General features: G+C 66.4%; 13 protein-coding genes. 9 read left to right on the forward strand and 4 right to left on the reverse strand.

Annotation, left to right across the window (positions count from 1 at the left end; genetic code table 11):
- The first annotated feature begins 482 nt into the window (after positions 1 to 482).
- The 6 genes from ACYYG1_RS12435 (at position 483) to fcl (ending at position 7,325) form a co-directional block, all read left to right on the forward strand.
- Positions 483 to 665 carry a hypothetical protein gene (locus ACYYG1_RS12435; RefSeq protein WP_461210642.1) on the forward strand — a complete coding sequence of 61 codons (183 nt, stop codon included), beginning with the start codon at positions 483 to 485 and terminating at the stop codon, positions 663 to 665.
- 45 nt (positions 666 to 710) lie between these two features.
- Positions 711 to 1,601: a DMT family transporter gene (locus ACYYG1_RS12440; protein ID WP_461210643.1), complete on the forward strand. Its 891-nt coding sequence runs from the start codon at positions 711 to 713 to the stop codon at positions 1,599 to 1,601.
- Positions 1,602 to 1,691: 90 nt separating this feature from the next.
- Positions 1,692 to 2,150, forward strand: a complete 459-nt coding sequence (locus ACYYG1_RS12445) for a MarR family winged helix-turn-helix transcriptional regulator (RefSeq protein ID WP_461210644.1) — start codon at positions 1,692 to 1,694, stop codon at positions 2,148 to 2,150.
- A gap of 20 nt (positions 2,151 to 2,170) precedes the next feature.
- A complete protein-coding gene (locus ACYYG1_RS12450; RefSeq protein ID WP_461210645.1) occupies positions 2,171 to 3,220 on the forward strand; it encodes an efflux RND transporter periplasmic adaptor subunit in 1,050 nt (349 codons plus the stop codon).
- A gap of 13 nt (positions 3,221 to 3,233) precedes the next feature.
- Entirely contained in the window at positions 3,234 to 6,368 is a 3,135-nt protein-coding gene (locus tag ACYYG1_RS12455) for an efflux RND transporter permease subunit (RefSeq protein ID WP_461210646.1), read from the forward strand.
- A gap of 21 nt (positions 6,369 to 6,389) precedes the next feature.
- Positions 6,390 to 7,325, forward strand: a complete 936-nt coding sequence (gene fcl / locus ACYYG1_RS12460) for a GDP-L-fucose synthase (RefSeq protein WP_461210647.1) — start codon at positions 6,390 to 6,392, stop codon at positions 7,323 to 7,325.
- Between the two features lie 55 nt (positions 7,326 to 7,380).
- Here fcl and ACYYG1_RS12465 read toward each other — a convergent pair whose 3' ends face one another.
- The gene (locus ACYYG1_RS12465) at positions 7,381 to 7,782 is read right to left on the reverse strand and encodes a Ros/MucR family transcriptional regulator (RefSeq protein ID WP_461210648.1); all 402 of its coding nucleotides are present in this window, start codon (positions 7,780 to 7,782) and stop codon (positions 7,381 to 7,383) included.
- A gap of 343 nt (positions 7,783 to 8,125) precedes the next feature.
- On the opposite strand from ACYYG1_RS12465, the gene ACYYG1_RS12470 reads away from it, so the two are divergent.
- Positions 8,126 to 8,365, forward strand: coding sequence for a hypothetical protein (locus ACYYG1_RS12470; RefSeq protein WP_461210649.1), 240 nt, complete (start codon positions 8,126 to 8,128; stop codon positions 8,363 to 8,365).
- A 90-nt stretch (positions 8,366 to 8,455) separates the two neighbouring features.
- Here the strand turns inward: ACYYG1_RS12470 and ACYYG1_RS12475 are convergent, their stop codons facing one another.
- The 3 genes from ACYYG1_RS12475 to ACYYG1_RS12485 form a co-directional block, all read right to left on the reverse strand.
- Complete coding sequence (locus ACYYG1_RS12475) at positions 8,456 to 9,616, reverse strand: DegT/DnrJ/EryC1/StrS family aminotransferase (protein WP_461210650.1); 1,161 nt, start codon at positions 9,614 to 9,616, stop codon at positions 8,456 to 8,458.
- Between the two features lie 76 nt (positions 9,617 to 9,692).
- A complete protein-coding gene (locus ACYYG1_RS12480; RefSeq protein ID WP_461210651.1) occupies positions 9,693 to 10,586 on the reverse strand; it encodes an NAD-dependent epimerase/dehydratase family protein in 894 nt (297 codons plus the stop codon).
- Between the two features lie 197 nt (positions 10,587 to 10,783).
- Positions 10,784 to 12,517: a B12-binding domain-containing radical SAM protein gene (locus tag ACYYG1_RS12485; RefSeq protein WP_461210652.1), complete on the reverse strand. Its 1,734-nt coding sequence runs from the start codon at positions 12,515 to 12,517 to the stop codon at positions 10,784 to 10,786.
- A gap of 354 nt (positions 12,518 to 12,871) precedes the next feature.
- Between ACYYG1_RS12485 and ACYYG1_RS12490 the strand changes: the two genes are divergently transcribed.
- Together ACYYG1_RS12490 and dsrM are read left to right on the forward strand one after the other, a co-directional pair.
- A complete protein-coding gene (locus tag ACYYG1_RS12490) occupies positions 12,872 to 13,429 on the forward strand; it encodes an RsbRD N-terminal domain-containing protein (RefSeq protein WP_461210653.1) in 558 nt (185 codons plus the stop codon).
- Between the two features lie 33 nt (positions 13,430 to 13,462).
- Positions 13,463 to 14,506, forward strand: a complete 1,044-nt coding sequence (gene dsrM, locus ACYYG1_RS12495) for a sulfate reduction electron transfer complex DsrMKJOP subunit DsrM (RefSeq protein WP_461210654.1) — start codon at positions 13,463 to 13,465, stop codon at positions 14,504 to 14,506.
- Positions 14,507 to 14,512 lie beyond the last annotated feature (6 nt).

Genomic DNA, 14,512 nt, shown 5'->3' on the forward strand with positions numbered 1-14,512 from the left:
CCGGCGCGCTGCCCGGCGCAGCGGCTGTGATGGAAATCAGCGAAGCGAAGCCGGGCTCGTGCGACGGGGCGGCATCATCTATGCCGCGACACGAGTGGCAAAATCATTAAGGACCGCACCACCGCGGCTTCCCCGCGTCCCAGGCGGGTGCGGGGGGCGCAGCGACCTGGGTGGCAACCCCCGAAGCGAAGCCCTCCGTACCCGCCTGGGACGCGGCCGCGTCACCTCCCCCAACACTCCCGACAAACCAACGCCCTACCCGCGAGGGAAAGCGGCGGGTGGGGAGGGAGGGCACCGTTGGTTTTGCGCCACGACCAAAAAGACAACGCCCAACCACAAACATACACCCCCGCCTGCCACCCCCGCTCCACCAAAAAATCCCCTCCCCAGTCACACACAAGTCACCTCCCCGCCCCAACTCCGCCGCACATCGCGCGCATGGTGCGCGCAAACAAACGACAGAAATACAAGGAGGCGGCATCATGACTCTTCTCTTTCCCGACCGCCGCAACATGGGCGGCAACATCGTCATCCGCTGCCCCCGGTGCAAGACCGAGCACCGCACGGAGTACGCCGTGAAAAAGCGCAGCGCCGAGGTCTGCCCCCGCTGCAACGGGGTCTACAAGGTGGAGGTCTTCTCCGGAGGCACCGTTCTCGTGGAATAGCCCAGAACCCTTGCCTTGCGGAGGGTTTGCGCGTACACCGCGTGCATGCGTTCACGGGTCCTCAAGGCCAACATCCTTCTCCTGCTCACGGCAATGATCTGGGGCTCGGGCTTCGTGGCCCAGCGCTCGGGCATGCAGTACGTGGGCCCCATGATCTTCAACGCGCTGCGCTTCGCCATCGGCGCGCTGTCCCTGGTTCCCCTGATCCTCTGGTCCTCGCACCGGGCTCCGGCCTGCCAGCCCGGCGGGCCGCCGTCCACGCGCTTCGTCCTGCGCGGGACCCTCGTGGCCGGGTGCGTGCTGTTCCTGGGCGTGGCCCTGCAGCAGGTGGGCCTGGTGCACACCACCGCGGCCAAGGGCGGTTTCATCACCGGGATGTATGTGGTGCTGGTGCCCTTCCTGGGCCTGTTCCTGGGCCAGCGCCCGGGGCTGGGCGAGGGGCTGGGCGCGGCGGCCGCCGTGTGCGGGCTGTACCTGCTCTCCGTGACCGATGAATTCTCCCTGGCCCCGGGGGACGGCTGGGTCCTGGCCAGCGCCCTGTTCTGGGCCGTGCACGTGCACGTGCTGGCGCGCCTGTCCCCGCACATGGACTGCGTGAAGCTGGCCTGCGGCCAGTTCGCGGTCTGCTCCCTGATCCATTTCGTCGCGGCCTTCCTCACCGAGGACGTGACCCTGGCCGCCCTCAAGGCTGGCTGGCTGCCCATCGTGTACGGCGGGATCATGCCCGTGGGCGTGGCCTACACCCTGCAGGTGGTGGCCCAGAAGGACGCTCCGCCCACCCACGCGGCCATCATCCTCAGCCTGGAGGCCGTGTTCGCGGCCCTGTGCGGCTGGCTGGTGCTGAGCGAGACCCTGACCGCCCGGGCCCTGGCGGGCTGCGCCCTGATGCTCGCGGGCATGCTCGCGGCCCAGGTCCGTCCGCAGTCCCAGGCCTGAGCCCGGTCCGGACGGGGCCCGAGGCCCGCGTTGACATCGCCGGACCCCGCCGATACTTTCCATGGCAACCATTTCATGTACAGGAGAATCATGACTCAAGAGCTGTTCTCCCTTGACCAGTGCGTGGCCTACGCCATCGCCCGCACCGGCAAAGCCATCAAATTCGAGCTGCGCCACTACTTCCGCGAGGCGGACATCGACCTCACCAGCGAGCAGTACGCCCTGCTCTGCAGGCTTTGGGAACGCGAGGGGCGTTCGCAAAAGGAACTGGCCGAGTGCTCCTTCAAGGACACGGCCAACATCACCCGCATGCTGGACGTGCTGGAGGGCAAGGGCATCGTACGGCGCCAGCGCGACTCCAAGGACAGGCGCACCTACCGCATCTATCTCACGGATGCGGGCCGGGCCCTGCGCGACGTGGTCAATCCCGTGGTCCTGGCCCAGGAGACCCGGGCCTACGCATGCCTCACCGAAAAGGAGCAGCGACAGCTCCTGGAAATGCTGAACAGGCTGTACAATCACATCAGCTTCATGCGCGAAAACACATAATCCAACCGCTCGGGGGCACCATGGCTTTTGTTCGCGGCTTCCTCTGTGTGCTTGTGTTGCTGGCGCCCCTGGCCGCCTGGTCCCAGGGGCCTCCTCCCGCCCTGGTGGAGGTGGCCGCCGCCGCCTCGGACACCGTGACCCCGCGCTCGGACTACGTGGGCACGGTGTATTTCCCCGAGGTCTCGGAAGTGGCCTCGGAAGTCTCGGGGCGGGTCCTTTCCGTACATTTCGACGAAGGCGACAGGGTGGCCCGGGCGCAAAGCCTGGTGACCCTGGACACCTCCCTTGCGGCCAAGCGCCTGGACGCGGCCCGGGGCAACAGGGAACAGGCCGCCGCCGGCCTGGAGCTGGCCAACATCGAACTCAAGCGCCGCAAGCGCCTGGTGGACAGCGGCTCCATCTCGGTCCAGGAATACGACTCCGCGTTCTATGCGGCCCGTGAACTGGAGAACAAGGTCCTGGCCCTGGACGCGGAGGCCGAACGCCTGGCCCTGGAGATCGCCAAGTCGCGCGTGCCCGCGCCCTTTGACGGCGTGGTCCTGGCGCGGCGGGTGGAGCGCGGGCAATGGCTGGCCGCTGGCGCGGCCGTGGCCTCCCTGGCCCGGGACGACGCCGTGGACGTGGTGGTCAACGTGCCCGAATCCGTGCTGCCCTTCGTGGCCAGGGGCCAGAAGGTGGAGGTCACGGCGGGCGGCAAGCGCCAAGCCGGAGCCGTGCGCGCGGTGATCCCCCTCGGAGACGTTGCCACGCGCACCTTCCCGGTGAAGATCCGCATCCCCGGCGGAACGGGCCTGGCCCAGGGCATGCGGGCCACGGCCCACCTGCCCGTGGGCGAAAAGGTCCAGGCCGTGACCGTGCCGCGCGACGCGGTGATCCTGCTCCAGGACCGGCCCGTGGTCTTCGCCGTGGACCAGGGACAGGCGCGGATGATCCCCGTCGCGGTGGTGGCCTACCAGGGGCTCAGCGCCGCCGTGAACGGCCCGGGCCTGGCCGAGGGCATGCAGGTGGTGGTCAAGGGCAACGAACGCCTGTATCCGGGCGCGCCCGTGCGCACGGCGAACAGCAAATAGCAGGAGGCCCGTCATGGACATCATCCGGGCGTCCATCGCCAAACCCGTGTCCGTGCTGGTGGGCATCATCCTGGTGGTGCTCTTCGGGCTCATCGGCCTGGCGGCCCTGCCCTACCAGCTGACCCCCGACGTCACGGAACCCGAGATCACCGTCACCACCACCTGGACCGGGGCCACGCCCTACGAGATCGAACGCGACATCATCGAGGAGCAGGAAAAGGTCCTCAAGGGCATCCCGGCCCTCAAGGAGATGGACAGCACCTCCCAGAACGGGCGCGGCGAACTGACGCTGAAATTCACCATCGGCACGGACACGGACGACGCGCTGCTGCGCGTGTCCAACAAGCTGAACGAGGTCCCCTCCTACCCGGGGAACGCGGACAAGCCCATCATCACGGCCACGGGCTCCGCGGCCTCTCCCGTGATCTGGCTGGTGCTCAAGAACCTGCCCGGCAACCCGCGCGACATCGCCACCTACCGCACCTTCCTTGAAGAGCGGGTGCGCCAGCACATCGAACGCGTGCCCGGGGTGGCGGACCTGTTCATCGGCGGGGGCACGGAAAACGAGATGCACGTGGTGGTGGACCCCGGGCGCATGGCCGCCCACGGCCTGACCATCCCCGGGCTTATGGACGCGCTCTCGGCCGAGAACGTCAACGTCTCCGCCGGAAACATGGACCTGGGCCGCCGCCAGTACCGCATCCGATCGGTGGGCGAATTCCGCTCGCCCGAGGACATCGAGGCCGTGGTCATCCGCTCCAACGGCCAACAGCGCGTGACCCTGGGCGACCTGGGCCAGGCCCGCTTCGGCAACGAAAAGCCCGAGGCGGCCATGCTGCACAACAAAGAACCGGGCATCGCCATCGGCGTGAAGCCCGAGCCCGGCACCAACATCCTGGACATGACCGACCAGGTGTACGCCGTGGTCCAGGACCTCAATGCGGGGATGCTCAAGGACCAGGGTCTTTACATCGACTGGACCTACGACCAGCGCCCCTACATCAACGGGGCCATCGGGCTGGTGCGCCAGAACATCCTCATCGGCGGGGCCCTGGCCGTGATGGTCCTGCTGCTGTTCTTGCGCAGCCTGTCCTCCACGGTCATCGTGGCCGTGGCCATCCCCATCAGCGTCATCGGGACCTTCATCTTCATGAAGGCCTTCGGCCGCAACCTGAACGTGGTCTCCCTGGCGGGCATCTCCTTTGCCGTGGGCATGCTGGTGGACAACGCCATCGTGGTCCTGGAAAACATCGACCGCCACCGCAAGCAGTTGGGCAAGGCCCCGGGGCTGGCGGCCTACGACGGGGCGCGCGAGGTCTGGGGCGCGGTGCTGGCCTCCACCCTGACCACCGTGGCCGTGTTCCTGCCCGTGGTCTTCATCCAGGAGGAGGCCGGGCAGCTGTTCAAGGACATCGCCATCGCCGTGACCTGCGCCGTGAGCCTGTCCCTGTTCGTGTCCGTGTCCGTGATCCCCTGCCTGGGCGGGCAGTTCTTCTCCTTCATGGACAGGCGCCGGGCCGGGCGGCGCACGGAGCTGCGCGTGCTGGCCCCCCTGAGCCGGCTGGGCGCGGGCGCGGCGGCCCTGATCATGGGCCTGGTGCGGGCCTGCCTGAAAAGCACGGCCACCCGCCTGGGCACGGTGCTGCTGCTGACAACCGTGGCCGTGGGCGCGTCCTGGCTGGCCATGCCCAAGATGGAATACCTGCCCGCGGGCAACCGCAACATGCTCGTATCCGTGCTCATCCCGCCGCCGGGCCTGTCCGTGAACGAATTCGAGAGCCTGGGCAGGCACCTCTTCGACCTGGCCGGGCCCTTCATCGGCAAGGAGGAGGTGGACGGCCTGCCGGGCATCCAGAACATGTTCTACGTGGGCGCGCCGGGCTTCACCATCTACGGCGTCATCAGCTCACAGGAGCAGCAGGCGGGCAGGCTCCTGCCCCTGCTCATGGGTTGGTCCAATTCCATGCCCGGCATCTCGGGATTCAGCTTCCAGGCCGGGCTGTTCCAGAACCAGATCGGCGGAGACCGGACCATCGACGTGGACATCTCCGGGCCGGACCTGACGGCCATGGCCGCGGCCTCGCGCACCATGTTCCTGGCCCTGCCCCAGATGATGCCCGGGGCCCAGGTGCGGCCTTTGCCGTCCTTCGAGCTGACCTTCCCGGAGGTGCGCCTCACGCCCCTGCGCGACCGCCTGAAATCCGCCGGGCTCACGGCCGAGGACCTGGGCCTGTGCGCCGACGTGCTCATGGACGGGCGCAAAATCGGGGACTTCAAGGAAGAGGGCGAGCCGTCCATCGACCTGGTGCTCAAGGCCTCGCGCGAGGACATCGCCTCGCCCGAGGACCTCTACCGGGCCGCCCTGTCCACCCCGAACGGCCGGCTGGTGCCCATCTCCTCCCTGGCGAAGCTGACCCGCACCACGGGCATCGAGCAGATCCGCCACCTGGAGCGCAACCGCACCTTCACCCTGCAGGTCACCCCGCCCGCAGACATCGCCCTGGAAGAGGCCATGGACCTGATCCAGGGCAAGCTGGTCCCGGACCTGCGCGCCAAGGGCGTGCTGAAGGGCGAGGCCGTGCGCCTGTCGGGCGCGGCGGACAAGCTGACCCAGACCCGCGAGGCCCTGCAGTGGAACTTCGTGCTGGCCCTGGCCATCATCTATCTGCTGATGGCCTCGCTGTTCGGCAACTTCCTGTACCCACTGGTCATCCTCTTCACCGTGCCCCTGGCCGCGGCGGGCGGGTTCCTGGGCCTCGGCCTGGAGAACCTGCTCCTGGCGCGCCAGCCCCTGGACGTGCTGACCATGCTGGGCTTCGTGATCCTCATGGGCGTGGTGGTGAACAACGCCATCCTCATCGTGCACCAGGCCCTGAACAACGTACGCGAGGGCGGCATGGAGCGACAGGAGGCCATCCTGGAATCCGTGCGCACGCGCCTGCGGCCCATCTACATGAGCGCCACCACGTCCATCTTCGGCATGCTGCCCCTGGCCGTGTGGCCCGGACCGGGCAGCGAGCTCTACCGAGGCCTGGGCGCGGTGATCATGGGAGGGCTTGCCCTGTCCACGGTGTTCACGATATTCGTGACCCCCTGCCTGCTTTCCTTCTTCATCGGCATGGAAAAATCCGACAGCAAACAAGGATAGAAGCCAAGGAGCTACCCTCCCGTGGAAAAAGACGCCCTGATTTACGTGGCCGGGCACAGGGGCCTGGTGGGCTCGGCCATCATGCGCGCGCTGAGGCGCGCCGGATACGGGAACATCCTGACCCGCACCCACGCCGAATGCGACCTCACGGACCAGCGCGCCGTGCGGGAATTCTTCGCGGCCGAAAAGCCGGACTACGTGTTCCTGGCCGCCGCCCGGGTGGGCGGCATCCAGGCCAACGCCACGCGGCCTGCGGAATTCATCCGCGACAACCTGCTCATCCAGACCAACGTCATCGACGCGGCCCATGAAAACGGCGTCAAGAAGCTGGAATTCCTGGGCTCCTCGTGCATCTACCCCAAGTTCGCGCCCCAGCCCATCCGCGAGGACAGCCTGCTCACCGGGGAGCTGGAGCCCACCAACGACGCCTACGCCCTGGCCAAGATCGCGGGCATCAAGATGTGCCAAGCCTACCGACGGCAGTACGGCTTCGACGCCATCAGCCTGATGCCCACCAACCTCTACGGCCCCGAGGACAATTTCGACCTCGAGAATTCCCACGTGCTGCCCGCCCTGCTGCGCAAGTTCCACGAGGCCAAGGCCTCGGGCGCGGACACGGTGACGGTCTGGGGCACGGGCCGCCCGCGCAGGGAATTCCTGCACGTGGACGACCTGGCCGAGGCCGCCGTGTTCCTGATGAACACCTACGAGGGCGAAAACATCGTCAACGTGGGCACGGGCGAGGACTTGACCATCGCCGAACTGGCGGACCTTGTGGCGCGCACCGTGGGCTTCGCGGGCCGGGTGGTCTACGACTCCTCCAAGCCCGACGGCACGCCGCAAAAGCTCCTGGACGTATCGCGCCTGAGCGAGGCCGGGTGGAAGGCCTCCATCAGCCTGGAGCGGGGCCTGGCCGACACCTACGCCTGGTTCCTGGAGCACGGGGCCGGAAAATAGAAACGCCCTCCGGCCGAAACCGGAGGGCGAACCGCTTTGTTCCCCCCCTCGGGACTTACTTCTTGACGGCTTTCTTCTTGCGCTTGGTCCAGAGCTTCATGTCCTTCATCTTCTTGCGGCGCTCGCGCTGCAGGCTCTTGCAGATCAGCGGGGTGCCCTTCTTGTAGCCCCACTTCTCGCGGTACTCGTCCGGCGTCAGCCCGAACTTGGCGAGGTTCTTCTTGGTAAGAATTTTGTAGGCCTTGCCGTCCTCAAGGTTGATGATGGTCTTCTCGCGGATGGCCTTTTTGGGATCAACCGAGGAGACCGGGGCATCTTCGGCGCTGCCGCCGTCGGCGATGCGCCGGATGCCCTCGGAAAGCTTATGCACCATGGAGGTGATCTCTTCCTCGGTCATTGTCCGCACACTGGCCTGCGCCTTGACGATATCCAGCGCTTCCTTGAGATAGTCTTCCATTACAGCCCGCTCCTTTGAATCAAGATGAGAATAAATATCGTTGCAGAAGATGCTCGCCGAACGTTCCGGCAGCACCGGCAACTCATGGGTACATGCCCACCAAAACTATTACCACAAATACTGAGAAAAGATCAACAGCGTATTCATTTCATCATGCACATGCCTATTCCGGGAAAAGCATCGCCTGTTGCATTAAACATTCCCGGGTTCTCCACCACCAGGAGGGGAACCCGTGGCGAGGACACATCGGGCCTGGAAGATTGGGGTTTTACATCATCTCGCTTAGGCAGTATGCAGGGGATGGCGGCGAGGCCGCGCCAGACGACACGATAAGGAGCCGGATATGAAATACATCATTTTCGAAGATTTTTCCGGGCAGTCTATTCCCGTCCTGTTTCCGGACCGCATCGACCACGAGGAGCTCAGGGAGCAGCTGCCCTATTCAACGGTGCTCTCGGCGGGCTACGTGAACCAGACCGGTGGGCGCTTCATCTGCCACGGCGAGGCCAAGACCCTGAACGCCAAGGCCGCCGAGGCCGACGCCCAGGTCATCGAACGCCACTTCCAGCAGGGCATGGACTAGATCCCGCCCCGCCACAGGCGCGCAAACAAAACGCCGGCCCCCGTGAGGGGACCGGCGTTCTTTTTTTCATGGCGGGCGATCGCCCGGGAATCAGGCCAGGGCCTCGGCCACGGCCCCGGCGATCTCCGTGATCTGCTGCTCGGTGAGATAGGGATGCATGGGCAGGCTGAAGATGCGCCCGGCCAGGTCCATGGACACGGGCATGTCCTTGGGCGCGTAGCCCAGGGAGGCGAAGGCCTTCTGCATGTGCAGGGGCTTGGGATAGTACACGGCCGTGGGGATGCCGTCCTCCTTGAGGGCGGCCTGCACCGCGTCGCGCCCTTGCACCAGGATGGAATACTGGGCCCAGGCGCTGCGGTTGCCCGGGGTCACCTTCTGGAAGGTCACGCCCGGGATCTCGGACAACAGTTCGGTGTAGCGCTCGGCCACCTGCTGGCGCACGTCCAGCTCGTGGGGGAAGACCTGCAGCTTGACCAGGAGCACGGCTGCCTGCAGGCAGTCCAGGCGGCCGTTGATGCCGATGCGGTCGTTGTCGTACTTGTGCCCGCCCTGGCCGTGGGCCAGGAGGGAGCGCATCAGTCCGGCGACCTCGTCGTCGTCGGTGAACACGGCTCCGCCGTCCCCGTAGCAGCCCAGGGGCTTGGCCGGGAAGAAGCTGGTGGCCGAGACATGGCCCAGGCTCCCGGTGCGCTTGCCCTTGTACAGGGCCCCGTAGCTCTGGGCCCCGTCCTGGAGCACGAACAGGCCGTGGCGGTTGGCCACGTCCATGATGGCGTCGTAGTCCGCGGGCGCGCCGAAGATGTCCACGGGGATGACGGCCTTGGGCTCCAGGCCCTTGAAATTCTTGGGCAGGGGATAGCGCTCGGGCTCGCCCCTCTTCAGGGCTCGCACCGCACGCTCCAGGGCCTCGGGATCCATGTTGAAGGTCTCGGGGTCCACGTCCACGAACACCGGGGTCGCGCCCAGGAGCGAGACCACCTCGGCCGTGGCGATGAAGGTAAACGGCGTGGTGAACACCGCGTCGCCCGGGCCCACGCCGTAGGCCATCAGCGCCAGGAGCAGGGCGTCGGTGCCGCTGGAGCAGGCCACGGCGTTGCGCACGCCCGAGAACTCGGCCAGCTTCTCTTCCAGCTCATGCACCTCCGGGCCCATGATGTACTGCCCGTGCTCAAGCACGGCGTCCATGCGGGCGCGGATGTCGGATTCCAGTTCCTTGAACTGGGCCTTGAGATTGATGAAAGGCATCGTCATTGCGTACTCCGGCCGGACCCGTGGGGCCCGGAATTTGTCGGTGCTGGTTGCGGAATGGAAAAAGTTGGCCGGTTCCTCAGGCGTCCTCGTCCGTGGCGGCCAGGGCGTCGTGCATCTCGGCCAGGCAGTCCAGGAGCCCCTGGCCCATGTCCGTGTAGGATTCGCCCACCAGCTTGGCGCCGATGCGCGGCAGGAAGGCGTAGGGCGTGATGTTGTAGTGGCCGCCCAGGGGCTGGTTCAGGAACTCGATGTCCGGCTTGTTGCCCAGAATCTCGCGCACCATCTCCATCAAATCCCGGACCTTGTAGGGGTAGGGGCCCGTGAGGATGACGTGCTGGTTGGCGTATTCCTGGGACAGGATGCGCACGGAGAGCCGGGCCGCGTCGCCCACGTGGATGTATTCGCGCTGCTCCTCGCCGGTGCCCGAATAGGTCACCCGGCCCTCGGAGATGGCCGAGTGCAGGATGCGGTAGATGCCGTTGCGCATGTCCGCGCGCCTGCCGTACAGGGAGCCGTAGCGCAGGATGGTGTAGTCGATGTCGTAGCGCTCGCCGTAGGCCTCGATGATGCGCTCGGAGGCCTGCTTGCTGGCGCGGTAGAAGGAGCCCTTCTCGCTGTACACGTAGACCGTGCTGGCGAAGACGTAGCGCCCCACCCCGGCCTCGCGGCAGGCGTCCAGGATGTAGGTGTTGCCCAGGACGTTGAGCCGGATGGTCTCCACGGGCTTGTTCTTGGCCTCGTCGATGTCCGCCAGGCCCGCGAAATTGTAGACCGCCGAGGCTCCGGCCACGGCGTCGCCCAGACATCCGGGGTCCAGGATGTCGCAGAGGACCATCTCCTGGCCCTCCCGCAGGTAGGGGGATTCCACCAGGTCGCAGACGCGCACCCGGTATCCGGCGCGGGTCAGGGCGTCGCACACATGGCTGCCCAGGAAACCCGCCCCGCCGAAAACCACTGCCAGATTACTCACGTATCGAACCTCTTTTCCCGGCGGCGGCAGCCTGCCGGGCCTTGCGTCTCGGTTGCCTGTCGGACGCCGGAGCGCCCGGCCCGTCCGGGCCTCCGCCCGACGACCATACCCGCTCCGTCTTCCTTCGCGACGCCATGATTGTCAACCTTTTCCACTGAAAACCGCCCCCCGGCCGCCGCGTCCGGGGGGGGACGCCCTCAGCCCTCCACGCGGCGCGCCAGGTCCAGATACCTGGCCTCGTCCCCGGGCCGGCCCAGGTTGCGGTGGCACAGGGCGGCGTAGCGCAGAGCCTGGGGATCGCCGGCCAGGGGCTCCAGGTAGCCCAGGGCCGTCCGGAACTCGCCCAGGTTCATGAGGGACACGGCCAGAGCCTTGGCCAGCTTGGGGTGTTCGGGGTTGGCCGTGAGCCCCAGGGCCAGAACGCGCACGGACTCGGGATACTCGCGGCGGCGCTGGAGCAGGAGCCCCAGGCCCAGGCAGGCCGTGGCGTCGGGGTGGTGGGACAGCGCCCTGCGGTACAGCTCCTCGGCCACGGCCGGGGGATCGGGCACCAGGGGATTGTCCGCGTAGTCGCCCTGGTGGAAGGTCATGCCCAGGCGGGCCAGGAAGTCCGCGTGGCCCATGGCCAGCTCCGGATCGGGGGACAGTTCCAGGGAACGGGCGTATTCGGGCAGCCGGGCGTGGTATTCCCCGCGCAGGCGCCGCCCCATGGCCTCCACCGCGTCCAGGTCCAGGGCCTCGTCCGTCTCGAAGTGCTTGATGTCCTCCACCGGGTTCAGCCAGATGTCGTCCGTGGCCCCGGTGCGGGACTTGAAATCCTCGTACAGGGCCGTGCCCGGGAAGATGGAGAGGATGAAGAAATGGGCCACCAGGGGCCGGATGCGCTCCATGAGGGCCAGGGTGCGGCCGATGGTCCCGTCGTTCTCCCCGGGGCAGCCGTAGATGAAATAGGCCCGGGCCAGCATGCCGCAGGAGTGGGCCAGGGCGAAGGCCCGCACCACGTCCTCGTCGCGGATGTTCTTTTGCAGGGCGTCGCGGATGGCCGGGTCCCCGCTCTCCACGCCGAAGCTGATCTGGATGCACCCGGCCCTGCGCATGGCCATGAGCACCTCCTCGTCCACGGCGTTGACCCGGGAGATGGCCTGCCATTCCACCGCGAGGCCCCGGTCCGTGATCTCACGGCACACGGCCAGGACCCGTTTGCGGTCCAGGGTGAAGGTGTCGTCGGACACGTACAGGAAGTCCACGCCGCGCTCGGCGAGCATCTGCATCTCGTCCACGAAATGCCCGGGCGAGCGGAAGCGCACCCTGGGGCCCCAGAAATCCGGGGAGCCGCAAAAGGTGCAGCGCCCGGGGCAGCCCCGGGTCAGGGCGGTGTGGCGGTAGGAGAACCATCGCGCGGGGATGGGCAGGGAATCCAGATCCGCCACCGGCGGCCGGGGCGCGGTGCGCAGGGGCCCGTCGGGCCCGCGCAGGGCGATGCCCGCCACGCCCGCCATGTCTTCGCCCCGGGCCAGGGCGCAGGCCAGCTCGGGCATGGTCGCGTCGCCCTCGCCCAGGACCACGGCGTCCACCTCGGGACAGCGGCGCAAAAAGAACTCCCAGAGGGCCGTGGCCGAGACCCCGCCGAAGACGATCCCGGCGTCCGGCGCGGCCTCGCGTGCCAGGCGCGCGATGTCCAGGGCGCCGAAGCGGTTGGCCTGGAGCACCGTGAACCCGGCCACGTGGGGGGAGAATTCCGCCAGGGCCGCGCGCATCTCGTCCTCGCGGCCGCGCATGGCGTGCCAGTCGAAAACGCGCACCTCGCAACCGGCCTCGATGCAGGCCGCGGCCACCGCGTACACGCCCATGGGCACGCACTCCACGTCTTCCGTGTGGGTTCGTTCCTCAAGCCAATACGGATATATGAGCGCCACACGCGGTGGAATCATGGTCCTTGCCTCCGGGCTGGATTTTGGTGTACCCGAAGCCCGATGCAAAGGCCACATCCCCGAGGAGGGGGGCAACCCCGGTAAAGGAGGCGTCCGACGCCTGCGCCCTTTACCGGAAGGTTGTGAAAATGTGCACGAATAGTTTGACGAAAGGCCCCATATTTCATTATACGCGAGGGCAAGCGGATGACGTGGGGATCCGCCGATCGGGTGGCCCGTTAGGGTGAGGGCGCCCGTTCTCCTTTGCTGGAAACAGATTCTCGACTATTGCGACGCGCAGGACGACTTCCTCCTGCGGCGATTTTTGTTGCCTTCAAGGCGCTGGAATACCACAAAAAAGGTCCGGCTTCTGACATGCGACTGCACGACCTCCTGGCTGAGCGCAAAGACGCGATCCTGGAACGCTGGTTCGACCTGATCGTCAAGACCTATCCCGGCCTGAGTTCGATCTTTCTGCGCAAAAAGCACCGCTGGGGCAACCCGGTGGGCACGAACATCGAAGGCGCCATCGCCGGGTTGTTCGACCAACTGCTCAAGGACGAGGCCGACGAGGGGTTGGCCCCGCTCCTGGACGAGGTGGTGCGCATCCGGGCCGTGCAGCAGTATTCGCCGTCCGAGGCCGTGGCCATACTGCTGTTCGTGAAGCACGTGGTACGCGAGCAATGCGCCGAGGAAATCGCCTCCGGTGGGGTGCCGGTGGGCGAGTTGCTGCAGTTCGAGTCCCGGGTGGATTCCATGATGCTGGTGGCCTTCGACATCTACACGAAGTGCCGCAACCAGCTGTACGAAATCAGGCTCAATGATTTCAAGATCCACTTCACCGGGCTCCTCAGGCAGAAGGGCATCATTGTCGAATACCCGAAGTTCGACGAGTCGGCAGATGAATCGTCTTCGGAGAAGAGTGACGGGTAACTGGCACTGCAACATCAATCGAGGTAGGGGCTTATGAACGCACTGTACTCACTTTTCGCTGTCTTCGTCCTGGTGCTCATCGCCCTGGGCGCGGGGGCGGCCGGAATGACCTACTTGTTCGGGGTGGTCATTCCCTACGCGGCGGCGGCCATCTTCTTCGTGGGCTTCGTCGCCAAGATCCTGAACTGGGCCAAATCGCCCGTTCCGTTCAGGATCCCCACCACGGCGGGACAGCAGAAGTCCCACGACTGGATCAAGCACGATGTCCTGGACAACCCGGCCACCACCGGCCAGAACATCCTGCGCATGGCCTTGGAGGTCCTCTGTTTCCGCTCCCTGTTCCGCAACCTCGCGGTGCAGCGCTTCGGAAGCTCCGAGGACGGTGTGGACGTCAAGATCCGCTACGCCTCCTCCAAGTGGCTGTGGGGCTTCGCCCTGATTTTCCACTACTCCTTTTTGCTGGTTTTCATCCGCCACTGGCGGCTGTTCGTGGATCCGGTGCCGGGCTTCCTCACGGGCATCGAGTTCCTGGACGGCATCCTGCAGATCGGCGTGCCCACCCTGTACCTCACGGACGCCCTGCTGGTCCTGGGCGTGACTCTCCTGTTCCTGCGCAGGGTGCTCATCCCGCAGGTGCGCTACATCTCCCTGGCCAACGACTTCTTCCCCCTGTTCCTGATCCTGGCCATCGCCCTGTCCGGCATCCTGATGCGCTACTGGGCCAAGACCGACATCATGCAGGTCAAGGAGCTGACCATGGGGCTGTTCAGCTTCCATCCCCCGGCGCACGTCGAGGGCATCGGGATCATCTTCTACGTGCACATCTTCCTGGTGAGCGTGCTCATCGCCTACTTCCCGTTCAGCAAGCTGATGCACATGGGCGGCGTGTTCCTCTCCCCCACCAGGAACCTGCCCAACGACAGCCGCACCAGGCACCACGTCAATCCCTGGAACAACCCGGCTGTGAAGGTCCATTCCTATGCGGCCTACGAGGACGAGTTCCGCGAGAAGATGATCGAGGCCGGCCTGCCCGTGGAGAAGACCATGGAAGAAGCCGCCCAAACCGAAGCCCAGTAGCCATAA

This window comes from Desulfocurvus sp. DL1XJH-121, assembly GCF_054819825.1.